The sequence below is a fragment of the Psychrobacter sp. NG27 genome, assembly GCF_016106655.1.
Classification (GTDB): domain Bacteria; phylum Pseudomonadota; class Gammaproteobacteria; order Pseudomonadales; family Moraxellaceae; genus Psychrobacter.
Genome location: NZ_JADGIN010000001.1, coordinates 151,096 through 175,244, shown reverse-complemented (window position 1 = coordinate 175,244; position 24,149 = coordinate 151,096). Strand labels below are relative to the sequence as shown.

At 44.1% G+C, this 24,149-nt stretch carries 22 protein-coding genes; 20 read left to right on the top strand and 2 right to left on the bottom strand.

Translation table 11 applies throughout. The annotated features are described in order from the left end of the window. Positions 1 to 35: 35 nt before the first annotated feature. The 4 genes from IP485_RS00725 to IP485_RS00710 all read left to right on the top strand — a co-directional run bounded on the left by IP485_RS00725 (position 36) and on the right by IP485_RS00710 (position 4,953). Positions 36 to 1,238 carry a 3-oxoadipyl-CoA thiolase gene (locus IP485_RS00725; RefSeq protein ID WP_198325578.1) on the top strand — a complete coding sequence of 401 codons (1,203 nt, stop codon included), beginning with the start codon at positions 36 to 38 and terminating at the stop codon, positions 1,236 to 1,238. Positions 1,239 to 1,407: 169 nt separating this feature from the next. Continuing rightward, positions 1,408 to 3,081 carry a long-chain-fatty-acid--CoA ligase gene (locus IP485_RS00720; RefSeq protein WP_198325577.1) on the top strand — a complete coding sequence of 558 codons (1,674 nt, stop codon included), beginning with the start codon at positions 1,408 to 1,410 and terminating at the stop codon, positions 3,079 to 3,081. A 108-nt stretch (positions 3,082 to 3,189) separates the two neighbouring features. Beyond that, positions 3,190 to 3,666, top strand: coding sequence for an acyl-CoA thioesterase (locus IP485_RS00715; protein ID WP_198325576.1), 477 nt, complete (start codon positions 3,190 to 3,192; stop codon positions 3,664 to 3,666). 255 nt (positions 3,667 to 3,921) lie between these two features. Then, entirely contained in the window at positions 3,922 to 4,953 is a 1,032-nt protein-coding gene (locus tag IP485_RS00710; protein WP_198325575.1) for a porin, read from the top strand. A 99-nt stretch (positions 4,954 to 5,052) separates the two neighbouring features. On the opposite strand, the gene IP485_RS00705 is transcribed toward IP485_RS00710, so the two are convergent. Continuing rightward, positions 5,053 to 5,943, bottom strand: coding sequence for a LysR family transcriptional regulator (locus IP485_RS00705; protein ID WP_198325574.1), 891 nt, complete (start codon positions 5,941 to 5,943; stop codon positions 5,053 to 5,055). Between the two features lie 189 nt (positions 5,944 to 6,132). Here IP485_RS00705 and IP485_RS00700 point away from each other — a divergent pair, with 189 nt between their 5' ends. The 14 genes from IP485_RS00700 to IP485_RS00635 all read left to right on the top strand — a co-directional run bounded on the left by IP485_RS00700 (position 6,133) and on the right by IP485_RS00635 (position 21,338). Continuing rightward, on the top strand, positions 6,133 to 6,522 hold the full coding sequence (locus IP485_RS00700; protein WP_198325573.1) for a RidA family protein: 390 nt from the start codon (positions 6,133 to 6,135) through the stop codon (positions 6,520 to 6,522). 59 nt (positions 6,523 to 6,581) lie between these two features. Further along, a complete protein-coding gene (locus tag IP485_RS00695; protein WP_198325572.1) occupies positions 6,582 to 8,057 on the top strand; it encodes an aldehyde dehydrogenase family protein in 1,476 nt (491 codons plus the stop codon). A gap of 107 nt (positions 8,058 to 8,164) precedes the next feature. Continuing rightward, positions 8,165 to 9,154, top strand: coding sequence for a membrane dipeptidase (locus IP485_RS00690; RefSeq protein ID WP_198325571.1), 990 nt, complete (start codon positions 8,165 to 8,167; stop codon positions 9,152 to 9,154). A gap of 198 nt (positions 9,155 to 9,352) precedes the next feature. Further along, positions 9,353 to 11,041 carry a BCCT family transporter gene (locus tag IP485_RS00685; RefSeq protein ID WP_198325570.1) on the top strand — a complete coding sequence of 563 codons (1,689 nt, stop codon included), beginning with the start codon at positions 9,353 to 9,355 and terminating at the stop codon, positions 11,039 to 11,041. Between the two features lie 134 nt (positions 11,042 to 11,175). Continuing rightward, positions 11,176 to 12,903: a hypothetical protein gene (locus IP485_RS00680; RefSeq protein WP_198325569.1), complete on the top strand. Its 1,728-nt coding sequence runs from the start codon at positions 11,176 to 11,178 to the stop codon at positions 12,901 to 12,903. Next, complete coding sequence (locus IP485_RS00675; protein ID WP_198325568.1) at positions 12,900 to 13,625, top strand: DUF3726 domain-containing protein; 726 nt, start codon at positions 12,900 to 12,902, stop codon at positions 13,623 to 13,625. Before IP485_RS00680 ends, IP485_RS00675 begins: the two co-directional genes overlap by 4 nt. 473 nt (positions 13,626 to 14,098) lie before the next feature. After that, entirely contained in the window at positions 14,099 to 14,890 is a 792-nt protein-coding gene (locus IP485_RS00670) for a putative hydro-lyase (RefSeq protein WP_198325567.1), read from the top strand. A gap of 190 nt (positions 14,891 to 15,080) precedes the next feature. After that, positions 15,081 to 15,611 (top strand): acetyl-CoA carboxylase biotin carboxyl carrier protein, encoded by a 531-nt coding sequence (locus IP485_RS00665; protein ID WP_198325566.1) that lies wholly within the window; start codon positions 15,081 to 15,083, stop codon positions 15,609 to 15,611. Positions 15,612 to 15,690: 79 nt separating this feature from the next. Beyond that, complete coding sequence (gene accC / locus IP485_RS00660) at positions 15,691 to 17,037, top strand: acetyl-CoA carboxylase biotin carboxylase subunit (RefSeq protein ID WP_198325565.1); 1,347 nt, start codon at positions 15,691 to 15,693, stop codon at positions 17,035 to 17,037. Between the two features lie 81 nt (positions 17,038 to 17,118). Next, complete coding sequence (gene pxpB, locus IP485_RS00655; protein WP_198325564.1) at positions 17,119 to 17,772, top strand: 5-oxoprolinase subunit PxpB; 654 nt, start codon at positions 17,119 to 17,121, stop codon at positions 17,770 to 17,772. 52 nt (positions 17,773 to 17,824) lie between these two features. Then, positions 17,825 to 18,748 carry a biotin-dependent carboxyltransferase family protein gene (locus IP485_RS00650; protein ID WP_198325563.1) on the top strand — a complete coding sequence of 308 codons (924 nt, stop codon included), beginning with the start codon at positions 17,825 to 17,827 and terminating at the stop codon, positions 18,746 to 18,748. Next, positions 18,738 to 19,472: a 5-oxoprolinase subunit PxpA gene (gene pxpA, locus IP485_RS00645; protein WP_198325562.1), complete on the top strand. Its 735-nt coding sequence runs from the start codon at positions 18,738 to 18,740 to the stop codon at positions 19,470 to 19,472. Before IP485_RS00650 ends, pxpA begins: the two co-directional genes overlap by 11 nt. Before the next feature lie 229 nt (positions 19,473 to 19,701). Next, complete coding sequence (locus IP485_RS00640; protein ID WP_198325561.1) at positions 19,702 to 20,889, top strand: NRAMP family divalent metal transporter; 1,188 nt, start codon at positions 19,702 to 19,704, stop codon at positions 20,887 to 20,889. Positions 20,890 to 20,912: 23 nt separating this feature from the next. Continuing rightward, complete coding sequence (locus tag IP485_RS00635) at positions 20,913 to 21,338, top strand: acetyl-CoA carboxylase biotin carboxyl carrier protein (RefSeq protein WP_198325560.1); 426 nt, start codon at positions 20,913 to 20,915, stop codon at positions 21,336 to 21,338. A 176-nt stretch (positions 21,339 to 21,514) separates the two neighbouring features. Here IP485_RS00635 and IP485_RS00630 read toward each other — a convergent pair whose 3' ends face one another. After that, entirely contained in the window at positions 21,515 to 22,531 is a 1,017-nt protein-coding gene (locus tag IP485_RS00630) for a bile acid:sodium symporter family protein (RefSeq protein WP_198325559.1), read from the bottom strand. A gap of 367 nt (positions 22,532 to 22,898) precedes the next feature. On the opposite strand from IP485_RS00630, the gene IP485_RS00625 reads away from it, so the two are divergent. Together IP485_RS00625 and IP485_RS00620 are read left to right on the top strand one after the other, a co-directional pair. Further along, entirely contained in the window at positions 22,899 to 23,369 is a 471-nt protein-coding gene (locus IP485_RS00625; protein ID WP_198325558.1) for a MarR family winged helix-turn-helix transcriptional regulator, read from the top strand. Between the two features lie 77 nt (positions 23,370 to 23,446). Next, entirely contained in the window at positions 23,447 to 23,980 is a 534-nt protein-coding gene (locus IP485_RS00620; protein ID WP_198325557.1) for a hypothetical protein, read from the top strand. Positions 23,981 to 24,149 lie beyond the last annotated feature (169 nt).

Sequence of the window (24,149 nt, the reverse complement as noted above, 5' to 3'; positions counted from 1 at the left end):
TTAAAAAGTAATAAATTTAAAAACAAGGAATCGTTATGTTAAACGCCTATATTTATGACGGATTAAGAAGCCCATTCGGTCGATACGTTGGGGCACTTGCCACCGTACGTCCTGACGATTTGGTCGCCACGGTGATCAAGGCATTAGTCGACAAACACCAGTTGCCAAGCGATATTTTTGATGAAGTGCTGCTAGGCAGCGCCAATCAAGCAGGTGAAGACTCTCGCAACATCGCTCGCAACGCTGCGTTGCTGGCAGGGTTAGACGTTACAACGCCTGGTCAAACTATCAACCGTCTATGTGCATCAGGGCTATCGACTGTGGTCGATGCTGCTCGCAGTATTACCTGTAACGAAGGAGACATCATACTAGCAGGCGGTGTCGAATCAATGACGCGTGCACCATTCGTCTTTGCCAAGACTGCACAGCCTTTTAGCCGTGATTTCAAAGTGTTTGATACGACCATTGGCAGTCGATTCCCCAATCCGCTCATTGCAGAGCAGTTCGGTAGTGATAGCATGCCGCAAACTGGTGATAATGTCGCCCACAAATACGGTATCACTCGTGAAGAGGCTGATAGGTTTGCCGCAGCATCGCAAGCGAAGTACCAAGCTGCCAAACAAGCTGGGTTTTTTGACGATGAAATAACACCTATCACTGTCCCACAAGGTAAAAAACAACCAGACAAAACCGTCACAGAGGACGAGCATCCTCGTGCCAGCTCAACGGTTGACGCATTGAAAAACCTCAAGCCCTTAAATAAAGACGGTGTGGTCACGGCAGGCAATGCATCTGGCATTAACGATGGTGCAGCAGCGTTAATCATCGGCTCAAAACAAGCAGAGGAAAAGCTAGGCTTTAAGCCAATCGCCAAGATCTTATCATCGGGTGCGATGGGCATTGAGCCAAATATAATGGGTGTGGGCCCTGTCGAAGCCATCAAACTGGCGCTAAAACGGTCTGATTTAACCCTAGATGATATGTCCGTCATTGAGATTAATGAAGCGTTTGCCTCACAAGTACTTGGCTGCCTTAAGGGTTTGGATATTGAGTTTGATGATGAGCGAGTGAATCCTAATGGCGGTGCTATCGCTGTCGGACATCCGCTTGGGGCGTCAGGTGCGAGAATCGCCTTGAGCACGGCGCGCGAGCTACAACGTACCGGCGGTAAATATGCCGTGGTCAGTCTATGCATTGGCATTGGCCAAGGACTTGCCATGGTGATAGAGCGAGTCTAATTCTCAAAAGCGATCTCGCCACATTACTGATTATAGTTGATTCAGTTTAAAAGAGAGACAAGGCAACCGAGCGCAGATGTATATGTGATACTTCAAGTGAGGTTAACGCTGTCACTCTTTTATAGAGGATTGACTATATCAAGGACGATTTATTATCAAGGAAGATACCATGACAACCGTACTCAACCAACACGAAAACTACCAGCAGGCCGAAGGTGCATATGATTTCCCTTTGATCATTAAGCAGCTACTCAACCGCGCCAAGATTGCCTCTACCAACCAAACCATCAGCTATGCCGACAAAATGACGTATACCTATGCTGAGTTTTTTCAGCGCATCAATCGCTTGGCCAATGTGCTAAAAAATATGGGTCTACAAGCAGGTGATGTGGTGGCTGTCATGGATTGGGACAGTCATCGTTACCTTGAGGCGTACTTTGCAGTGCCGATGTCTGGCATGATTTTGCAGACGGTTAATGTGCGCCTATCTGAAGATAAAGTGCTATATACCGTCAACCATGCTGCGCCAAAAGCACTGATATTGAATGCTGAATTTGCACCAATGGTCAAGGACTATCGTGATGATGCGCCTTCTATTGAGCATGTACTGTGGGCTGATGATGCAGAGGGTGATAAAGCCGAGCTGCCAGACTATGTCGATGGTGAGTATGAGGGATTGCTCGCAGCGGTGAGCGATGACTTTGATTTCCCTGACTTTGATGAAAATACTATTGCTACCACATTCTATACAAGTGGCACCACAGGTGACCCAAAAGGGGTGTTCTTTACCCATCGACAGATCGTACTACAGACGATGGCGAGTACTTTGGCATCTGCACTCAATGCCGAAGGTCAAGGCGCGCGCTATAACGATGTCTATATGCCAATGACGCCTTTATTCCATGTTCATGCATGGTGCTGGCCATATGGGGCAACCATGATAGGGCTCAAGCAGGTCTATCCGGGACGGTATCTGGCACCAAAGTTAGTTGATCTAATTGAGCAGCACAAAGTCACGCTGTCTCACGGCGTCCCCGCAATATTACAGATGCTACTCAAAGAGATGGCTGAGCGTGGCCGCAAATTCGATGGTCTTAAACTGCTACTAGGTGGCTCAAAGTTAAACGAAGGCTTGGCCAAAGCAGCTATAGAATGTGGTATAGAATTTATGTCGGGTTTTGGTATGTCAGAATCCTGCCCTGTGCTGTCCCGCGCGGTATTCGACGACAAAACAGCGTCCATGGCGCTGGAGGACAATCTCAATTATCGCTGTCTATCAGGCTCTCCCATTATGCTGGTATCGATGGAAATTTGGGATGAAAACGGCAAGCCACAACCAATGGATGGCAAATCAACGGGCGAGCTTGTGATACGAGCGCCGTGGTTGACCCAAAGTTATTTTAAAAACACAGAAGCAGGCAATACGCTGTGGAAAGGTGGCTGGATGCATACTCAAGATATTGCCTGCATGACCGCTGATGGTACGCTCAGCATCACGGATAGGCTCAAAGATGTCATAAAATCTGGCGGCGAATGGGTGTCCTCGCTTGAGGTCGAAACTATTTTGTCCTTTCACCCGAGTGTCGCTGATATTGCGGTCATTGGTGTGCCAGATGAGCGCTGGGGCGAGCGTCCTTTGGCATTGATTGTGTTAAAACCAGACTATGTCGAAACAAAAATGGAAGATATCTTGGCGTTGGGTCATCAAGCAGTAGAGAGAGGCCATCTGCCAAAGTATGGCGTACCAAGTGAGATTAGGTTTTTGTCAGATATGCCAAAGACCAGCGTTGGCAAACTCGATAAAAAAAGAATGCGTTTGATGTATGCAGAGCAATCACTTTAATTAGGACATAGGGATTTGAGTCAGTGTAACAATTACTATTGCCGCTGATTGCTGTCGAAGCTAGTTACTTTTGCTACAACCAATGGATTATCAATAAAAGAGAGCACTATGGAAGCGGTCGCTATATTCCCAGAAATAAAAGAAGCGCTCAGCGCAGATGAGAGCCATCCATTACATGACTTTGCAGTGGTTTATTCTCAGCAAGTTGAATGGGGTGACATGGATACCTTTGGTCATGTTAATAACGTCGTTTATTATGAGTATGCCCAAAATGCCCGTATCTATTACAACCGAAAATTGAACTTATTCAATGAACAGACTTCTTCGGTGATGGCAGCCTCATCATGCCAATATCTCAAGTCAGTAACGTATCCTGACCAGCTATGGATCGGGGTGAAAGCCAAAAAGATTGGTAACTCAAGCTTAGTTCATGAATATACATACTATAGCACCGTACAAAAGCAAATCGTTGCCATCGGTGAGTCAGTTTTGGTCTATCTGGATAAACTGAGTGGACAGAAAAAGCCTATTAGTGAGTCGCAAAAATTGGCCATTGCTGCGCTAGAGAATATCAGCCAAGACTGATAACACTCAAGCATTCAGTTTATCAATTTTAGAGTATCAAAGGGGTGGTCTTTATATGACAAAGACCACGGAGTAAGTACGAGCAAAAAGCAGAGGGTCGAATTCTTAAAAGACCGTTTGTTTAAAAGACAATTTTTTAAAGTAATTATTAGGAGAGAAGCTTACTGATAACGAGCAAGAAGGTACTGAGATTTATAAAAATATAGCCATTGTGATTGATACGGATATCAAAACAAAACACGGAGTGTATGGATAATGCTTTATATAAAAAGACTGTCGTTAGGTGTGGCGATTTTGGCAAGTGCTGCCTCCGCGCAAGCGATAGAGATTGTGACTAAAGGTGATACCAGTCTAAGTATCGGCGGTTATATCAAGGCAGAAGGGCTGTTTAACAGTCCAGATGATGGTGAGTCGGAGTTCAAAGGCAATCTGCGTCAGTCTCGTATCAATGTTAAAACCACTAAAACTGTTGAAGATAAAAAGCTGACTGGGTTTATTGAAGGCGATTTTTATGGTGACTATGCCACAGGCGGCTCAAACCTGCGCTTACGTCATGCTTATATTCAGCTGGATGATTTGACAGTCGGTAAGACTTGGAATGGGCAGTTCTTAGCAGTCGCGCCGCTATTAACGGAGCAAATAGATTTTTGGGGTACGGGTGTGGGGACGATATCCGGCGGCGGCTCTTATATTCGACCAGATTTGACCTTGCACTATACTCATAAAGGATTTCGATTCAGCGCCCAAGAGCCTGCCTATGATAACGCTAACCTGCCTGATTTGGTCGTGAGTTATAAAAACAGTCTGTCTAACTTTGACTACAATGTAGCGATCACTGCTCGTGACGTCAAAAACGGAGAGGACTCAGATACGGGTGTGGGTGTCTCGTTGGCTGGCAAGCTCAAGGTAGGCGATGACTCATTACATGCAAACGTATACAGCGGTGATGGGATGGGTGCTTATTCAGCGATATGTGTGGGTGGGCCTTTGGGCAGGACGGGCGGTGCAGATTGCGATGCGGAAGATGGAAAGCTGATATCGCAAACTGGTTATAGCGTAGGATATAAGCATCAATTTACCCAGAAGCTGCGAGGTAACTTGCGTTATGGTGAGGTAAATGTAGACGATGCGGCAGACACTTCTGCCACTGTAAAAAGCGCGAACCTTATCTATGAGTATTTACCAGATCTAGATGTTGGTATTGAATGGCGAGAACAAAATAAAACCACACTCCCATGGATGCCAGCAGGTCAACAAATCGAAGTCATGGCCAAATATACTTTTTAGAGCATATTGAATTTCTGCCATAAAATAAGAAAACGGCTGGTGAATATCAAAATATTCACGAGCCGTTTTCTTATTTGGAAGTCCTCTTATTTTGATCACTTATAGCCAGTAATGCTCTTGCACATACGTCACACACAGATCATAAAACGCTTGAGCGGGCGGGGAGATCGACTTGTCAGCGAGTTTAAAGATACCGATCTGTCGGTTCAAAGACGGGTCAACTAAATTTATCCAAACTAGTTCCGGCTCATTCGCAGGGAAGGCAAGCTTGGGTAAAGTAGTGATACCTAGATCATTACGCAATAAAGAAAACAGCGATGTAATGTTTTCTACCGTGTACCTTGCCCTACGATTGAGCGCCTCAGCTGGCGTATTTTCGAGCAATCTGCAAGTGCCATTATAGATAAAAGGCTGGGTCATGAGTTGTTGCCAGCTTAGCCCTTGCGACTGATTTAACTCGTTGTTCAGCGCATTGGCTTTAAGACAAACCACGCCAATGGGATCTGATATTAGTAGCGTAAAATCTATATTCGTTTGATCAATACTGGTGCAATTGCCCAATGCTAAATCAATTTCTCTGGCTAACAATCGATTGGCCACACCGACAGAGTTATCATCTATCAGTACAATCTCAATATCAGGATATTTTTTTGAGTATTCGACCAATACACTGGGCAGTAACTTGGTCACTAATGATGGCACGCTTGCAATTCTTATTTTACCTTTGTCGCCAGCTGCGGATGCTTTTAAATCGTCTTCAAATGCTTGATATATATTTATAAATTGCTTGATTTTTGGTAAACAGGTTTCACCAAAGGGCGTCAATATGGCTTTGTTTCCCACTTCAAATAAACGCTGACCTAACGTTTTTTCTAATTCCTTTATCGAGGCTGATAAAGCGGCTTGCGAACGGTTAGCGCGATCAGCCGCCGCACGAAAGCCGCCTTCTTCTACCACAAATAAAAAATGACGTAATTGCTGTAGCTTCATATTCAGACCATCCAAGACTGTTTTTCCATAATTTATCTTAAATGATAGATTAAATCTATCAAAACTCAAATTTAATTAGTTAGATTTATCGTTGTTAATTAAGTAGGATAAGTTATATAGCAGCTGGCAATGATTAAATAAATTTCAGATTGCTTACTGCTGAAACCACTTATCAAAGGATCTGACGACATGACGACTCACTCAACCAAACAAGCCATCAAAACCTCACTTTATGCGTCTAAAGCCCCTTTAGAATGGGCGATCACCAGCAATGGTACGCTGTACACTGCGCAGATTCCTATCGATGAGAATGGTGATGTGGTTGCAGGTGGTATCGAAGCGCAAACCCGTCAAACGCTAGACAATCTTAAGCACACATTAGAATGTGCCAATGTTGGCATGGGTTCGGTACTACAGGTCATGATCTATGTGACCGATCGCGACTATCTAAAAACGGTCAATCAAGTCTACGCCGAATACTTTGAAGCACCATATCCTAATCGTGCGGCACTGGTGATAGCCGGATTGGCACGAGAGGAGATGCTGGTTGAGCTGGTCGTATATGCCGCTGTGCCCTAAATTTTGAATGTACTCTAGTCAATAAATCAAATATTTAATACTTTATCAAGGAAGCTCTTATGTCAGCTCACACCGCCCAACAGATATTGCAGCAAGACCCAACCAAATCACTTTACATCAATGGTGAATGGCAGGCAGGCGTGGACACACTTGCCAATATCAATCCATCTGATATCACTGACACTATCGGCGAGTTCGCACAAGCCAGTGGCGACCAAGTCAAAGATGCCATCGCGGCGGCGCGTCAAGCCCAGCCAAAGTGGGAAGCGACTCCTTTAGAAAAAAAGCAGTCTATCCTACAAGCGATTGGCGATGAAATGATTGCTCGCTGTGATGAGCTAGGTACGCTGTTGTCTCTTGAAGAAGGTAAGCCGTTTGCGGAAGGTCGCGGTGAGATTTACCGCGCAGGTCAGTTCTTTCATTATTATGCCGCTGAAGTATTGCGCCAAATGGGTGATACGGCTGATTCAGTGCGCCCTGGGGTTAAAGTCGAAGTCACCCGTGAAGCAGTCGGTGTGGTCGCGATTATCTCACCTTGGAACTTCCCAACGGCCACCGCTGTGTGGAAAATCGCACCAGCACTAGCGTTTGGTAACAGCGTCATTTGGAAGCCTGCCAATTTAACACCTGCCAGCGCAGTGGCATTGGCTGAAATTATTCACCGTCAAGGCCTGCCAGAAGGTACGTTTAACTTACTGTTGGGTGGCGGCTCGTCAGTCGGTGATGCGCTCATTAATTCTACAGACATCGACGCGGTTAGCTTTACGGGCTCTGTACCAACAGGTCGCAAAGTTGCTGCTGCGACGGCACCAAACTTTATCCGTTGTCAGCTTGAGATGGGCAGCAAAAACGCCTTGGTTATCGCTGACGATGCCGATTTGCAAGTCGCTATCGATGCGGCAGTGGCTGGTGCGTTTGGCGGTTCGGGTCAGAAATGTACGGCTTCTTCACGTCTTATTGTGATGGACGGTATTCATGATGCGTTTGTAGACGGTGTGATTGCCAAAATGAAAACCCTAAAAGTTGGCCATGCGCTTGAAGACGGCATATTTATGGGCCCTGTTGTCGATGACAAGCAGCTGGCATCCAATATGGACTGGATCGAAAAAGCCAAGCAATCTGGTGCTAATTTAGTGTTTGGTGGTGAGCGTTTAGAGATGCCGCATGACGGCTACTATATGTCGCCCACGTTGTTTACTGAGACGGATAACAGCTGGGATATTAACCAAGAAGAAGTGTTTGCCCCGCTGGCATGTGTCTTGCGTGTCAAAAATCTAGAAGAAGCGATTGCGATGACCAATGATACGCGATTTGGTCTGACGGGCGGCATCATCACCCAGAGCTTACGTAGCAGTGCGATGTTCAAAGAGCAAGTACAAGCAGGCTGTGTCATGGTCAATCTAGCAACTGCAGGTACGGACTATCATGTACCGTTTGGTGGCCGTAAACAGTCAAGCTTTGGCCCGCGTGAGCAAGGTCAATATGCCAAAGAGTTTTATACCATCGTCAAGACCGCTTATCAAAAAGCGTATTAGAAACCTTATTGATAAGCATGTTAGCCGCTATCGAGGTGACAGGGTGTAAACACGCACTGAATAGCAAATGATAGCGGTCACTTATAAAAGTATTAAAGGGAATTGATATGTACCAAGATCATATCGTCATTGACGGATTACAGTATAGCCATTGGGATCGCGATTATTTTAAGATGCTGCAAGCCAGTGGTATCAATGCAGTACACGCGACCTTGGTCTATCACGAAGACGCTCGCCAAACCACGACTCGCTTTGCTGAATGGCATGCACGCTTTGAGCAAAATTCAGATCTTATCTTGCCTGTGTACTCAGTGGCTGATATTAAAACGGCAAAAGAGCAAGGCAAAGTTGGCATCTTGTTTGGCGCGCAAAATTGCTCACCAATCGACGATGAAATTGGTTTGATTAGCGTGATGCGTCGTCTGGGTCTATTGATTATGCAGCTGACTTACAATAACCAGAGCTTACTAGCGACAGGTTGCTATGAGCAGAATGACAGTGGCATTACTCGATTTGGTCAGCAAGCCATCGCTGAGATGAATCGTGTTGGTATGATTATCGACATGTCACACAGTGCTGAGCGTTCAACGCTTGAGGCGATAGAAGTTTCATCGCGTCCGATATGTATCAGCCATGCCAATCCCGCCACGGCTCATGAGGCCCTGCGTAATAAATCGGACACGGTCATTAGCGCCTTGACTCAAGCAGGCGGGTTGTTAGGGTTTAGTTTATATCCGTTCCATTTGCCAAATGGTAGCGCATGTACGCTTGATGATTTCTGCACCATGATTGCTAATTGCGCTGATAAGTATGGCGTGGAGCATTTAGCGATTGGCAGTGATTTATGTCTCAATCAACCGCAAGCCGTGCTTGAGTGGATGCGTAATGGTCGCTGGTCAAAAGCGATGGATTATGGCGAAGGCAACGCCAATAATTCAGGTTGGCCAGATACTTTGCCATGGTTCGCTGGCAAAGACGGTATGGAAAATATCTATAACGGTCTGCTCAAGCATGGTTTTAACGAAAGCGATGCTGGAAAAGTCATCGGTCAAAACTGGTTCGATTTTTTAGAGCAAGGATTAAAACCTTTGGCTTGACCAACTATTTTGAAAACTAATTGTAGTAAATGGGCGATCGACATTGCTATAAAGCGACAGACGTTTTATAGCGCATAGCCATTTGAAGTAGGTAATTTTGAATTAGATCGTATGTATAGTGAGGTCGTCTGATTATACCCTCATTGCTACCACTCTGATCTAAAACGCAACGTTAGCATTAGTATATGGAGCCACATCATGGCCGATTTAAAGGGATTTAATCAAGATGAGCAAGGACGCTCAGCGCCTGTTAATCAAGGAGCAAATGACAGCAAAGCCGCCGCTATTTCTACCGATACGTTAGGTCTCAAAAATCCCGCGTTTTGGTATAGTGGCGGATTCATTGTAGCCTTTGTTTTGATGGCTATTTTTGCAGAAGCACGCTTAGCAAAAATAGTTGAAATGGGCTTCGCATGGTCCGTCAAGATATTTGGACCTTTTTGGCAGATTTTGCTATTAGCGACCTTTGTTATTGCATTGGCCGTCGGTGCTGGCCGTACAGGTCGCGTGATATTGGGTAACTTACCCGTACCTGAGATAGACAGTTTCAAATGGATGGCTATTCTTTTCTGCACACTATTGGCTGGGGGCGGAGTTTTTTGGGCTGCCGCTGAACCCATCGCGCATTTCGTGTCAGCACCTCCTTTATACGGTGAGTCAGCCGATCTACAGCAACGCGCTTTTAACGCATTGTCTCAATCATTTATGCATTGGGGGTTTTTGGCGTGGGCGATTGTAGGTAGTTTAACCGCGATTGTGATTATGCATCTGCATTATGACAAAGGCTTACCGTTGAAGCCTCGTACTCTCTTATATCCTATGTTTGGTGAGCGTGTACTCACTGGCCAAACGGGCGCAATCATCGATGCTTGCTGTATCGTGGCAGTGGCTGCCGGTACTATCGGTCCCATTGGTTTCTTGGGGTTGCAAACCAGCTATGCGCTGAATGAATTGTTCGGTATTCCCGATACGTTTACGACTCAGCTAATCATCATTGTCTTTGCCATCGTACTCTATACGTTGTCTGCGATCAGTGGTCTGACTCGTGGTATGCAGCTACTCAGCCGCTTTAACGTCATTTTGGCTTTTGCGCTGATGGTCTTTATTTTGATATTTGGACCGACCAATTTTATTGTCAACGGCTACATTCAGGGTGTGGGTACGATGATTGACAACTTCGTTCCAATGGCAACCTTTCGCGGTGATGAGGGTTGGCTGAGCTGGTGGACGGTATTCTTCTGGGGTTGGTTTTTAGGCTATGGCCCGATGATGGCGATATTTATCGCTCGTATTTCACGCGGTCGTACTATCCGCCAACTGATTACCACAGTCTGTATCATTGCACCGCTTGTGACTTGCTTTTGGTTCACCGTCGTTGGCGGCTCTGGTTTAGCATTCGAGATTGCCAACCCCGGTAGTGTCAGTAGCGCCTTTGAAGGCTTTAACTTACCTGGTGCGCTATTGGCCGTCACGCAGCAACTGCCATTTCCTTTGATTACCTCGATATTGTTCTTAATTTTAACCACAGTGTTTATCGTGACCACTGGCGATTCGATGACTTATACCATCAGTGTGGTCATCAGTGGCGAGCGTGAGCCGAACGCCATGATTCGCACCTTTTGGGGCATCATGATGGGTGTGACGGCGATTGTTTTAATCTCGCTTGGTTCGGGCGGCGTGACAGCATTGCAGTCCTTTATCGTTATTACTGCCGTGCCCGTCTCTTTTGTATTATTGCCTTCATTATGGAATGGACCACAGATTGCTCAGAAAATGGCACGAGAGCAGGATTTGTATCGCCCTAATCAGGTAGAGGTGAGACACAAAATCAGTGAAGCCGAAAACGCTCAAACGTCTAGAGAAAGCATGACGCAAAAAACTGATTAAGGTTCTAGATCACCAAACGGTAAATATGAGACAGCCATTACATGCGCCGCTAATTTCATATTTACCAATAGACACCCTCATTGAGATAATTAACGAAGCTGCTGGCTCAGTATATTAGGTAAGGTAGTGACATTATGAATATGGTTTATGCAAATGATAAAAGTATCGACGTCAAATCGCCTTTACTTAGTACAGGTTTCCGTACTCGTGATGTGATTATGGATGCGCAAAGACTGGGCGCCATGCATCAAACCCGCGTTAGCTTTGTGCGTACGTTATTGCGTAAGATTGATAGAGAAAAATGGACGCTCAGCACTCATTTGTGGGATTTGGATGAGCAAGGCTATGGCAAGGTTATCTATCGTCTACATACCCTAGAGCATCTGTATCATTTGGTGGTGTTCTGCAACGAGCTGGCTGATGACGAGCGTAATGATAGAGTGATTGCCCAAAAATGGGATGTCACCTTTGGGCTGGTATTTGGTGAGATAAGCGAAGAATTACTGAATAATCTACAAGCCAACGTACCGCTACAAGAAGCCGGTCGTAACTCCAACATGATGATGGTGCTGGCACGAGCAAACAAAAGCGTGCGTGTCTTTGATCATATCGTCAGCTCCCTTGCGGCTGGCAAGCAGCCTGAGGTTGACGTACTCGCACAAGTGGGCTACATCCTGCGTACCACGGCGGTCTATGGCAATGGTAAGTTCGGTATTTATGATTTTAAGCCGTTAGATCATAGCGAGGATTTTAATCAGTCGTTCCGAGCGCAGATGTGTGCTGTCTACCTGCTGCGTGAATTCAGCCTTGATTGGGTCGATTATTTGGCAAAACAAAAAGGCGGTAGCAAGGCCGCCGTTCTGCATCCAGAAATCAAGCGTTATTTGGGTATTGGTAATGCCACCGGTTTGGGTATGGCGCCTTATTTAATCAATCATCCATGCGTCGTTGACCAATGGCTGACCACCCGTGAAGAGGCATTACAGGCGACATTGGTTTGCCAGATTGAGCCCAAAGAAACCGCACATTTTGCAAGTCTAATCAAACGTGCTATTCAGCATTTTAACGAAATTGTCACCATCAACGAGCAGCAAATCAAACGCAATGAAACGGTTGTTAGTGAATTAATTATTTTACAAAACAACTTGATGACAACCATTAATAATCATGCGACATGGGCGGATTTTTTACAGGCACATGACCATTTGAGCTTTGAGAGCCAAGAAGTCATCATTTCTTGCTTAATAGAGCTGTATCCTGAACGTGTCGATGCATTGCTCGAAAGCGTCAATGCTGATGAAGCCTTATCGTTACCAAAAGGTAAAGTCATTCAGGATCTAATTGACGTCTTAGAGCAGCATTATCGCTGGGCCATTGATATTGATTTTAGTCAGCCTGAGAATAGCCATTGGTTTTGGTATCGTTCCATCGATAAGGAAGAGCCACGTATGGGTATACGTGGTCAGGAGCCGGGTGCTGATCGTGAGCTGTCCTTGGATATTGCCCGCCAAGCCAATCATTTATATTTGGCTTTAAAACAAGCCAATCCACAGCAGCTAATATCCGAGTTCATCTTGAATAAACCCAAATATCGCTCAATTGCGCGCCGCGTCTGGACAATGGGCGATAAGCAGCTGGGTGATATTCAGATGAATGTCTTACACAAAGACGCATTACCCATGCATCTATTACGGTGTAAATTATCGATGTTTGGGGCAACCAAGTTTGATCCGAGATCAGATCGCTGGGTGCGAATCACCTTGTTTCAAGGTGCGCCTTTATTTTCAGAAGTGCATAGTGATGAATGGTTGTTTCCTTTATTGCCTGATGTCTCAATAGAGCAAGGAGGCTCTGACTTATGATGGTATCGCACAATGAAATCGTCACGATGGTATACAAAGCTTTTACTGGGCTGCACCGAGAGGTGGGGGAAGCTGATGTGATAGCCACTATGGTCGCCGAACTACAGATGGCAGGATTGGATGGTATCAAACATTTTAATAATGCCACTCCATATATCTTGACCGAGATTGATACGCCAATCGATATCGTTCATCAAGAGGATGGTGCTATCCGTTTAGATCTGCATGGTAGTAGCTTAGCCTGTCATTTGCCGACTATCATTGACTATGCGCTTGAAAAAATGGGCGACTCAGCGCATTTTTATATTTATTTGCAGAACTGTCATAATCGCTGGTTGGCTTATAGCGAGTTGGTGGGACTGGCTGCCAAAGGCTTTGCTTGCTTGGCCAAATGGGACAACGGCTCTGTACCTAAACATACATTGTTTACATTGAATCAAGGCTTTGTCTATCCTGACCTTTACTTTTTTGACAAACCGCAAGCTAACTATAATACCAATGATATGGTCATTGAAATTGCCACGCAAAACTTTGAGATTGAACACGATATCCAGAATTTCGATCGTAAAATATCGACAGATGCATTGTTTGAAACCCATCAGCGCGCATGGAAAGAAGGCATCTATGTCGATGATATGCAATGGGAAACACTCAAAAAAACCGCCGCTGCTATATTGGTAGAGAACAGTGAAATATCCAGTCGCGGTGCGGGCGGGGCATAGAGTATAAAGCCCAACCATTTTGAAAGGTCTAAAAATTTTATTCATACTTTAAATTAAAAAAAGCGGCCAGTTTACTAGCTGCTTTTCGCATTACAGGTATACAACTCAACAGCTGATCTAAAAATTTTCTTGCTATAGAGAAATGATTTAACAGTAATAGCTTATTGCTACTTGCCCAGATAAGTAACGTCAATAAATGCCAATAAAAAATACTTGTCGGTCAATAACTATAAAAATAAATGAACATATGGCTACATTTGTAATCAACCCTTCCTTGCCTTTTCTCACTTATGTATCGCATGCGTTTATTTACAACACTTATGTCTTGTCATTTTAAAAATGTTCTGCTAGGTTATATAACGATAATATAGTTATCTATATATAAAATACTGTTACAAAGCACCAACTTTATACGGGTTTTATTAGATAATTTTTTATCTGCCAGAAATGACACAACGTAAGAGGTTGTAATCATGTTAGATTTAGCAAATATGACGCCACAAGAGGTCAGAGCATTAATCGGTAAGAACGAAATCAACAAGCCGACTTCTGGCATGTGCAAAGGTCACATACAAGCAAACTTAGTCATAGTACCCAAGAAATTGGCCTATGATTTTTTATTGTTTGCACAAAGAAACCCAAAATCTTGTCCTATTTTAGACGTAACAGATGTTGGTAGTTCGGAACCACGGCTGATGGCGAAGGGCGCAGACTTAAAGTCTGATGTGCCAAAGTATCGAATATACGAGTTCGGCGAGCTAGTAGCTGAGGTGTCAGACTTAACAGACTATTGGAGAGAGGACTTGGTCTGCTTTCTTTTAGGATGTAGCTTTTCCTTTGAGTCTGCCATGCTCAATGCGTCTATTCCTGTCAGACACATCGAAGACAATCACAATGTGCCGATGTATATCACGAATATAGAAACTGAGCCTGCAGGACAGTTTCATGGAAAAATGGTGGTCAGCATGCGACCGATACCTTATCCGTTAATCACCAGAGCCGTACAAGCCACCTCTCGGTTTCCGCAAGTACATGGCGCGCCTATCCATATTGGAGATCCTAGTGTCATCGGTATCACAGATATCCATTCTCCCGATTTTGGTGATGCATCACTCATAAAAGAAGGCGAAGTGCCTGTATTTTGGGCTTGTGGTGTGACGCCTCAAAGCATAGCCATGACCAGCAAACCTGAACTGATGATCACGCACGCACCAGGGCATATGTTTATCTGCGACCCAAAAGATGAAGACTTGGCAGTTCTGTAATTTTGGATGACAACGCTATTTTAAAACGCCATTTTAAAATGTAATGGTATCTAATCTTGTTTGTCCACAAAGCTCTCGGTAAATAAAAGCGTATGGTTTAAAAGTAGGGCCCTATTTACATCAGTTACATCGCATAAATTTTCTATAAAAAACAATTATTCACTTTTACTCTAATGGAATAGCTAATAATATGAATATTAACTTTACAGATCTAGAAAGGCTGATCAAAATCGCAGAAAGCGCTGACATACAATCATTAGAAGTAACCGATGGTGATGCACGTATCTCTATCATTTGTCAGGCTAATGTCAATGAAAGCAGCAATCATATTGGTAATACTCGCCACTCAAAAACTGCTCATTCAGAATCACGTACAGTAACCTCCCACAATAACACTTCTAATAATACCAGTGCAGATAACAGTTCTATGGATGAAACGGTGACTACTGAGGTCGCCAATTCATCTGCCTCTTCATCTTCATCTCAAGTATTGGCACCTATGCTCGGTACTTTTTATCTTCGCTCTGAGCCGACAGCTGAGGCGTTCTTTAAAGTGGGTGATCAGGTAGTAGCAGGGCAGACCCTATGTATCATTGAAGCCATGAAAATGATGCATGAAGTAAAAGCAGAAGCTGATGGTACGATTCAAGAGATTCTGATCGATGAAGGTGATGTCGTAGAATATGCACAGCCTTTATTTATTATAGCGCCAGACAGTTAAAGTCACTCAATAGCTACTCAATATTGTATAGACGCTGCACAAACACTGTATTTGACACTATATTTTTAAGGGAATAAATATGTTCACAAAAATCTTAATTGCCAACCGTGGCGAGATTGCTCTACGTATTATCCGAGCTTGTAAGCAGCTGGGTATTAAATCCGTCATTGCGCACTCTGAATCAGACAAAGACTCGTTACCCGTACGCCTAGCCGATGAAAAAATCTGTATCGGGCCTGCCAATGCCACGCACAGCTACCTCAATCAAAGAGCACTCGTTTCTGCAGCAAAAATCACCAACGCACAAGCCATTCATCCAGGCTATGGCTTTTTGTCTGAAAACGCAGACTTTGCTGCTTTGATTGAAGACTCAGGTCTCACGTTTATTGGCCCAACGGCTGACAATATCAGAAACATGGGCGACAAGGTTGAAGCCAAAAAACAAATGACAATGGCTGGCGTGCCCTGTGTGCCTGGTTCTGATGGCGCATTGCCTGCTGATTCAGAGCAAGTTATCAAGATTGCCAATGACGTTGGCTATCCAGTCATTATCAAAGCGGCAAGCGGTGGCGGCGGTCGTGGGATGCGCGTGGTCGAAAAAGAAGCCGACTTACTCTCTGCGATCTCTATGACGCAAACAGAAGCCAAAGCCAATTTTGGTAGCGCTATCGTCTATCTTGAAAAATACTTACAAGCACCTCGTCATATCGAAGTGCAAGTCATGTCTGATACTCACGGCAATGCTATTTATTTAGGCGAGCGTGATTGCTCTATGCAGCGTCGTCATCAAAAAGTCATTGAAGAAGCGCCAGCACCCGGTATCACCGAAGAGCAGCGCCAAAAAATCGGCCAAGCATGTGTCACGGCTTGTGAGCAAATGCAGTATAGAGGTGCAGGCACGTTTGAGTTTTTATATGAAAACGGCGAGTTCTTCTTTATCGAGATGAACACCCGTGTGCAAGTTGAGCACACCATCACTGAGATGGTGACGGGCGTCGATATTGTGCAAGAGCAAATAAGAGTAGCTGCAGGGCTTCCATTGGCATACAAGCAAAGTGATATCGCCATTACCGGACACGCTTTTGAGTGCCGTATCAATGCTGAAAACGCGCAGACATTTTTACCAAATGCTGGACGCATAGACTACTGCCACATGCCAGCAGGGTTTGGTATCAGAGTAGACAGTCATGCTGAGTCGAACTACACCGTGCCGCCATCTTATGACAGTTTGATTGCCAAGATATGTGTACAAGATCGTTCAAGAGAAAAAGCGATAGAAAAAATGCGTGCGGCCTTATCAGAAGCGCAAATCACGGGTATTGATACCAATATTGGTTTGCATCAACGTCTGTTTGAAGATGAGGTGTTTTGTCAGGGTCAAATGAGCATTCATTATCTAGAAGAATGGATACAAGACAATATATAAATCCAGTCTTGCCCGCAAAAATGAAAAACTAATCTGACATTAGCGTCAGAATAAAGACAACAGATAATGGAGCCCATACTGATGGAACTACAATGGCAAATATGCAGTGAAACCAATCTAGCGTTGTTTTTCCCTAAACCAACCACCTTAGAAAAACAACAAAAATGCTGGGCTTTATCAGATAGCATCCAGAAAATGCCAGAAGTCATCGAAGTAGTGATTGGCATGAATACGCTCAGTGTATTCATCGTGCCATTAACGTGGGCTGAGCTGAATACTTTTAAAGATAAGCTTTCAGATCTACTCAATGATATCCCTTCAAAAACCATCCAAGGTAAGCACGTCGAGATACCAGTGCATTACGGTGGAAAATATGGCCCCGATCTAGCGGCCATGGCGAATGACCTAAACCTCTCAGTTGAAGCGGTTGTCGATCTACATACTAAAGCCACTTATACCGTTTACTTTATCGGTTTTCAGCCAGGATTTCCTTATCTTGGCGGCTTGTCTGAGTCCTTATACTTCCCAAGGCATGCCGTACCTAGAACCCAAGTACCCGCAGGATCAGTGGGTATCGGTGGCGAGCAGACAGGGGTTTATCCTTTTGATTCTCCAGGCGGTTGGCAGCTACTCGGCCAGACGGATACTGCTTTATTTGATTTAACCAAGACCTCTCCGACGTTGCTTAACGCAGGCGATACTTTGACATTTAAAGCGATTGATATTCATCAATAAGCGATAAATAAAAGATGCATGAATCAAAAAGACAAATAAACAGGTGGTATCAATGAAGATTTTAACCGCAAGTGCCCTTGCCAGTATTCAAGATTCGGGACGACTGGGTTACCGCAGTATGGGTGTGGGTAGAAATGGCGTAATGGACAGCTGGGCGCTACAAGCTGGTAACGCTTTGATGAAAAATGAGGCCAACGAACCTGCTATTGAAATAGCGCTCGGTGAACTAACCATACAGTTTGAAGAAAGTGTCAGTTTTTGCTTAACAGGCGCTTTATACGAGGCATATTTAGACGACAAGCGTGTTCCTTGCTATTGGCGTATCAATGCGACAGCTGGGCAGACGCTCAAGCTTTTGCGCCCGCTACAAGGTATGTATAGCTATTTATGTGTGCACGGTGGCTTCGATATTGAGCCAGTATTGCAGTCGGTTAGCACCAATCTCAAAGCAGGATTTGGCGGATTTGAAGGCAGATACCTAAAAGCCGATGACAGCTTAACGGTAAAAACTGAATCAAACCTGCCTGTCATTGGGGTGGCTCGGCTTGCGCCAACCGATGTCATTAGAGTGATAAAAAGCAGTGAGTATGATTGCTTCACTGAGTCGTCTCAACAAGCTTTTGAAAATCAGCCTTGGAAACTACAAACCAGTAGCAACCGTATGGGTTACCGCCTTGAGGGAGCAACATCGCTTGAATTTAGTAAGCCTGTAGAAATGAGCTCACATGGTGTTGATATTGGTATGATTCAGGTACCACCACAAGGGCAACCGATTATTTTGATGGCGGATGGGCAAACGACGGGTGGCTATCCAAAAATTGCAACCGTGATTCAAGCAGACATAGGTCTGATGGCACAGATTAGATTTGGCAAAACCTGTCAGTTCGTCGTTGTGTCATTAGAGCAAGCGTTAAAGGAACAGCAAAACAGACAACACTATATCGATCAAATAAAGGAGTATGCCAATGAAAATTGATTTAAATGCTGATGTGGCGGAAGGCTGCGGGCAAGACGATAAATTACTAACGATAGTCAGCTCAGCGAATGTCTGCTGCGGTCTTCATGCTGGTTCTTACAGCGAGATGCTAGCCACGTTGCAATTGGCAAAAGCAAACAACGTGAGCGTAGGCGCACATCCTGGTCTAAACGATAGAGAAAACTTTGGCCGTATTCATGAGCCGTTAAGCGAAGCCGATTATCGTGCTTTATTGGTGTATCAGTTGGGTGCAACCAAAGCGCTCTGTGACTTGGTTGGTGTGTCATTAGACTACGTAAAACCGCATGGTGCATTGTACAACCAAGCTGCTATTGATGAAGACTTATCAGATATCTTGGTAAGTCAAATCAAACGATTTGATCCAAGCCTAAAGGTCATGGGTTTGTCCGGCGGCTATTTGGTCAAATCAGCTAAGAAGCATGGTTTAGAAGCCATATCAGAAGTGTTTGCCGATAGAAACTATGAAAAAGACGGCTCGCTGGTCTCTCGTAGCAAAGACAACGCTCTGATAACTGACACAGATGATGCGGTTAAGCATGTGTTGCAGATGATCACTGAAGGAACAGTCACCAGCGTTTGTGGCCAAACTGTCCCCGTAGAAGCGCAAAGTATTTGCCTACATGGTGATGGTGAACACGCTATTTTATTTGCACAAGAAATAAAGAAACAACTAGAGCTCAAAGGTATCACTATCTCTGCCTAATAAATATCCGCCTCCTAGGGCGTGTCCTCAATTTAATCGAGGGTAATCTGAATGGGTTAAAAATGGCTAAATCTTGCCAAACGGTGTCAAATAGCTTACTAATATCTCGATATTATCTGCGCTATTTTCTTTGTTTGACTGCCACTTATCTCATTCTTACCACCATTTTTAAAATGAGGACACACCCTGATCATTTGATTAAATAATCCCATACAGCACAAGGATGTTTATGAGTACCCTAAAAAAACACAATACCGCCATTTTAGGCGCGGCCTTTCTGATGGCCACATCAGCCGTAGGGCCAGGATTTTTGACCCAAACTGCCACATTTACTGAAAGCCTAATGGCAAGTTTTGGTTTCGTTATCTTAATATCTATTGTTATGGACATCGGCGTCCAGCTTAACGTTTGGCGAGTAGTTGCTGTCTCTAAAAAACGTGCACAGGAAATCGCCAACTTGGTGTTTCCTGGTGTCGGTTACTTGCTCGCTTTTTTAATCATTGCGGGTGGTCTGGCTTTCAATATTGGTAATATTGGCGGTGCAGGGCTTGGTATGCAGTCCATGTTCAACATGTCGCCTATCACAGGCGCTCTGATCAGTGGTGTGATTGCCGTAGCCATATTTCTAGGCCGAGAAACGGGGCCTATGATGGATAAGTTCGCTCAGTTAATGGGCTTTATCCTGATTGTATTGGTCATTTATGTGGTCTTTAAATCTGATCCGCCATTAGCAGAAGCCGTCAGCAAAACCATCATGCCTGACAAAATCGATGCAGTGGCTATCGTGACGCTAGTCGGCGGTACGGTTGGCGGTTATATTACTTTCTCAGGTGCGCATCGCTTATTAGAAGCAGGCGTCAGCGGAGAAGAGAATTTAAAATCAGTGACCAGAAGCTCGGTCTCTGGCATTTTGATTGCCTCTGTGATTCGCGTGTTTTTATTCCTTGCAGTATTAGGCGTGGTATCTCAAGGCTTTGCATTGGATCCCGCCAACCCAGCCATGTCACCGTTTCAGTACATTTTAGGAAATGCGGGTAAAGTTATTTTTGGTATGGTGATTTGGGCGGCTTCTGTGACCTCGGTGATTGGTGCTGCTTATACCTCTGTGTCTTTTATGACCAACTTCCATCCATTTATTGAAAAGCACAAACGCTACTTCATTATTGGTTTCATCGTGATCTCGACAATGGTGTTTGCTACTATCGGTAAACCAGCCCAAGTACTAGTATTGGTCGGTACGTTAAATGGTTTGGTATTGCCTATCGCCATGGTTATCATTTTGATTGCCGCCTACAGAAAAAATATCGTTGGCAATTATAAGCATCCGATTTGGATTGCGGTATTTGGTTGGTTAATCGCCATCGTTATGAGTATCCTAAGTGTCATGACCATTGCTAAATATCTGGGCATGAGCTAAAAAATTAAGATAAGGAATGTATTATGGATATAGAGCAAATAGAACGTGTGGTCAAACTGGTTGAAAGCAGTCAGCTGCATGAAGTCACGATTGCAGACAACGGGCAGTCTATTACGGTGGTTAACAATCTAGGTGCGCAGAATAATGTGAGCGCTAATCCTATAGATGACACGACTACTCATGAGCCTGAACAGCAGGGTAGTGACGTATTGCAAGTAGGTGCCACTTACGTAGGGCAGGTCTACTTAAGTGAAGACGATGCAACAGACAACTTGGTCAAAGAAGGCGACCACATTCAAAAAGGTCAGACCGTTTGCTTCATTGACGAGTTGACCCGTTTGCAGCCAGTAATTAGTAATAAAGAAGGTGTGGTCACGGCAGTTTTGGTTGAAAGTGGCCAGAACGTTGAATACGGACAGCCTATTTTAGAGATAAAAGCTACGCCTTAGTATTGGGTAAATGACCCGTTTTTATAACATTATCCAAAGTCAATATTGAATACAGCAAGAGGGCTAGCGTTATATGACACTAGCCCTCTTTTTTTACTGCTGCTGTTATTAAGCTGTTTCTAATGATGTCATCGCAAATAACACATGTAGTGCCATGGTCGTATACCAAATACAGCTTAATTATTTTTGATTGGTTTACCAAGGTCTAGGATTTCTTCCGCATCGATAGTAGTGGGGGATTTTGCTTGTTTGCGCTTATCCCACCAAGCAAAAAGGTTCGCTAGTACAGATCCGGATACAGAATGCCAGATACAAGCCACGGCTGCTGCGATGGCAGACTCTGCATTACCAGGGAAAAATTTGGTACTTAAACCCGTTGCCAAGCCTGCATTTTGCACCCCAACCTCAATAGATATGGTACGTTTTTTGGCCTTATTCATACCAAAGAGTGCACCTGAGTAGTAGCCCAATACGTAACCGACGATATTGTGTACCGCAATAGCTAAGACGACGACCAATCCTGATTGTAAAAACTGACTGCCAAATACGGCTGCAACGCCGCCCACGATCGCGGCAAAAGCCAATACAGCAACGCCTGGCATAATAGCACGCACATCGTTAAACCAATGCTTGTTGTGAAATAAAATGTTTAACATAGATCCGATAGCGACTGGTAATAATGTCACTAGTAGCATGAAGCGGAACATGCCCCAACCATCCATTTCAACTGATTGACCCACCAAATAATTCAACCACAGCGGCGTCATCAAAGGTGCAATGATGGTCGATACAGTGGTCATGCCTACTGAAAACGCCACGTCGCCTTTAGCCAGATAGCTCATGATGTTAGAAGACACACCACCTGGACAAGTGCCGACTAAAACCAAACCTAGTGTTAAGCCAGGTGAGAGATCAAAAAGGCGAGCCACGCCAATTGCCAATAGCGGCATGACGGTATATTGAATGATAGAACCAATAAAAATATCTAGTGGGCGCTTGGCCAATACTTTGTAATCTTCTTTACCCAATGTCATGCCCATAGCAAGCATGATAATCCCTAATACAATGACCTGAGTGTCACCTGTCACCCAAGAAAAAGTTGCGGGCTCTATAAAGGTTACCGCCGCTGCCAAAATAATAACCAATGCAGTAAACCGACTTAACTGCTGACTTATCATCCCTAAAAACTGCATTTCTCAAATCCTTCTAAGGCTAAAAATAGTCAAGTATAAGTTCAAAATCACTATATTTCCAACAGGTTCGAGCTATTTTTAGCCAACAATAAGTTGCTATTATGACAACTTTAGATATTTTTCCATTTCTGATACAGAGGGGATTATTTGGTAAAAATTACGGATAGCTACCATATCGTTACCTTTCTTTAAATTCCACAATTTTAGATGCCGTTATAATTCCTTATGATTTAGTTTATGTAATCTACATAACACTTTATTTATGAAGCATATGTATAAAGTGCTATGTAGATTAACGCCATTCTTTGCAATAGTGTTATATAGTTAGTATACTAACAATTAATATACTAACTAAATAATATCTAATATGCCTAATCAACCTTATCAGTTTCACTTTTTTTTGCATTGTGGTCATCTCATCGAAGAGCGTCTGCGTACTAAGCTGACACCTTTGGATGTTATGCCGCGTCAAGCACGTGTGTTAGATGCGCTCGGAAGAATGGGGCAAGCATCACAAGTGCAGTTGGCTGACGAGTTTGGATTGTCTGCGGCAAGCATGAGCACGATGACATCACGCTTATTGACAGCGGGTTTAATCGAAAGACGTGTCGATGAGCATGAGCTGCGTAGCAATATCCTCAAGCTCTCCAAGCACGGGAAAGGTCTATTAACGCAGATTTATGAGGTATGGCACGAATTAGATCAAGAAATATATGAGGCGATAGGGTCTGAAAATGCGACGCAACTTGCAAGGATTACTCATGAGCTACGCAATGCGTTTGGTGGTTTTACACCAGGTGAGAATAGCTCGAATTTAGAAGAACAAACGCATAGTTAGTTAAGTTCAACACGCCCTAGTATTTTTATAAGAGATTTTTCACCCATTCAGTCTAACCAGCTATCAGGAAATTTACAATGTCGACTTCTATTCAATCACTTGTTCGATCAAAAAATATTATCAAACACCTATCTTTATTGGCGTTACTGTCCACATCTTCTTATGCCTTCGCGCTTGATGTTAATTTTGTGGACAGTAAATGGGATGGTAAGACCATTCCTGAAGGACAACAGTGTCAAAAATTCGATGGGGTCAATCCAGGTACGCCCAAGCTGAGCGTGTCTGGTATTCCAGCAGGGTCAGACAGTGTCGTGTTGGTATATAGCGACCGCGATTCAAAAAAGATGAATAATGGCGGGCATGGCATCATGAGTTACACCTTGGCAAAAGGCGCCAATAAGGTGCAATTACCGATTGTGGCTGGACATACTTATGAGATGCCAAAAGGTTTTGAGATGATAGCAGAGCATCGCGGCGCTGGCTGGGACAAGGAAGGGGCTTATATGCCACCTTGTTCTGGTGGTAGTGGACATGAGTATTACGTCACGGTTCAAACGTATAAAGGCAATACGGTCACTGCTGAAACCGTGTTAGAGCTAGGTAAGTTTTAATCGGCAACGTGGTATTCGTTATAAAAAACATTATCATTTTTACCTGCGAATCGACTAAAAAATAATTATTGTCAGGGTTATAAGTGTCAATGTCATTAGTGCCATGGCCGAATATCAATGGCAAGATTGAGGTTTTTTTAATAATTTATGATAATTACTACTCATAATA

What these genes read in the sequence shown, in the direction of transcription:
- IP485_RS00725 (WP_198325578.1), top strand. Translation starts at nt 36, where the DNA reads ATGTTAAACGCCTATATTTATGACGGATTAAGAAGCCCATTCGGTCGA.
- IP485_RS00720 (WP_198325577.1), top strand. Translation starts at nt 1,408, where the DNA reads ATGACAACCGTACTCAACCAACACGAAAACTACCAGCAGGCCGAAGGT.
- IP485_RS00715 (WP_198325576.1), top strand. Translation starts at nt 3,190, where the DNA reads ATGGAAGCGGTCGCTATATTCCCAGAAATAAAAGAAGCGCTCAGCGCA.
- IP485_RS00710 (WP_198325575.1), top strand. Translation starts at nt 3,922, where the DNA reads ATGCTTTATATAAAAAGACTGTCGTTAGGTGTGGCGATTTTGGCAAGT.
- IP485_RS00705 (WP_198325574.1), bottom strand. Translation starts at nt 5,943, where the DNA reads ATGAAGCTACAGCAATTACGTCATTTTTTATTTGTGGTAGAAGAAGGC.
- IP485_RS00700 (WP_198325573.1), top strand. Translation starts at nt 6,133, where the DNA reads ATGACGACTCACTCAACCAAACAAGCCATCAAAACCTCACTTTATGCG.
- IP485_RS00695 (WP_198325572.1), top strand. Translation starts at nt 6,582, where the DNA reads ATGTCAGCTCACACCGCCCAACAGATATTGCAGCAAGACCCAACCAAA.
- IP485_RS00690 (WP_198325571.1), top strand. Translation starts at nt 8,165, where the DNA reads ATGTACCAAGATCATATCGTCATTGACGGATTACAGTATAGCCATTGG.
- IP485_RS00685 (WP_198325570.1), top strand. Translation starts at nt 9,353, where the DNA reads ATGGCCGATTTAAAGGGATTTAATCAAGATGAGCAAGGACGCTCAGCG.
- IP485_RS00680 (WP_198325569.1), top strand. Translation starts at nt 11,176, where the DNA reads ATGAATATGGTTTATGCAAATGATAAAAGTATCGACGTCAAATCGCCT.
- IP485_RS00675 (WP_198325568.1), top strand. Translation starts at nt 12,900, where the DNA reads ATGATGGTATCGCACAATGAAATCGTCACGATGGTATACAAAGCTTTT.
- IP485_RS00670 (WP_198325567.1), top strand. Translation starts at nt 14,099, where the DNA reads ATGTTAGATTTAGCAAATATGACGCCACAAGAGGTCAGAGCATTAATC.
- IP485_RS00665 (WP_198325566.1), top strand. Translation starts at nt 15,081, where the DNA reads ATGAATATTAACTTTACAGATCTAGAAAGGCTGATCAAAATCGCAGAA.
- accC (WP_198325565.1), top strand. Translation starts at nt 15,691, where the DNA reads ATGTTCACAAAAATCTTAATTGCCAACCGTGGCGAGATTGCTCTACGT.
- pxpB (WP_198325564.1), top strand. Translation starts at nt 17,119, where the DNA reads ATGGAACTACAATGGCAAATATGCAGTGAAACCAATCTAGCGTTGTTT.
- IP485_RS00650 (WP_198325563.1), top strand. Translation starts at nt 17,825, where the DNA reads ATGAAGATTTTAACCGCAAGTGCCCTTGCCAGTATTCAAGATTCGGGA.
- pxpA (WP_198325562.1), top strand. Translation starts at nt 18,738, where the DNA reads ATGAAAATTGATTTAAATGCTGATGTGGCGGAAGGCTGCGGGCAAGAC.
- IP485_RS00640 (WP_198325561.1), top strand. Translation starts at nt 19,702, where the DNA reads ATGAGTACCCTAAAAAAACACAATACCGCCATTTTAGGCGCGGCCTTT.
- IP485_RS00635 (WP_198325560.1), top strand. Translation starts at nt 20,913, where the DNA reads ATGGATATAGAGCAAATAGAACGTGTGGTCAAACTGGTTGAAAGCAGT.
- IP485_RS00630 (WP_198325559.1), bottom strand. Translation starts at nt 22,531, where the DNA reads ATGCAGTTTTTAGGGATGATAAGTCAGCAGTTAAGTCGGTTTACTGCA.
- IP485_RS00625 (WP_198325558.1), top strand. Translation starts at nt 22,899, where the DNA reads ATGCCTAATCAACCTTATCAGTTTCACTTTTTTTTGCATTGTGGTCAT.
- IP485_RS00620 (WP_198325557.1), top strand. Translation starts at nt 23,447, where the DNA reads ATGTCGACTTCTATTCAATCACTTGTTCGATCAAAAAATATTATCAAA.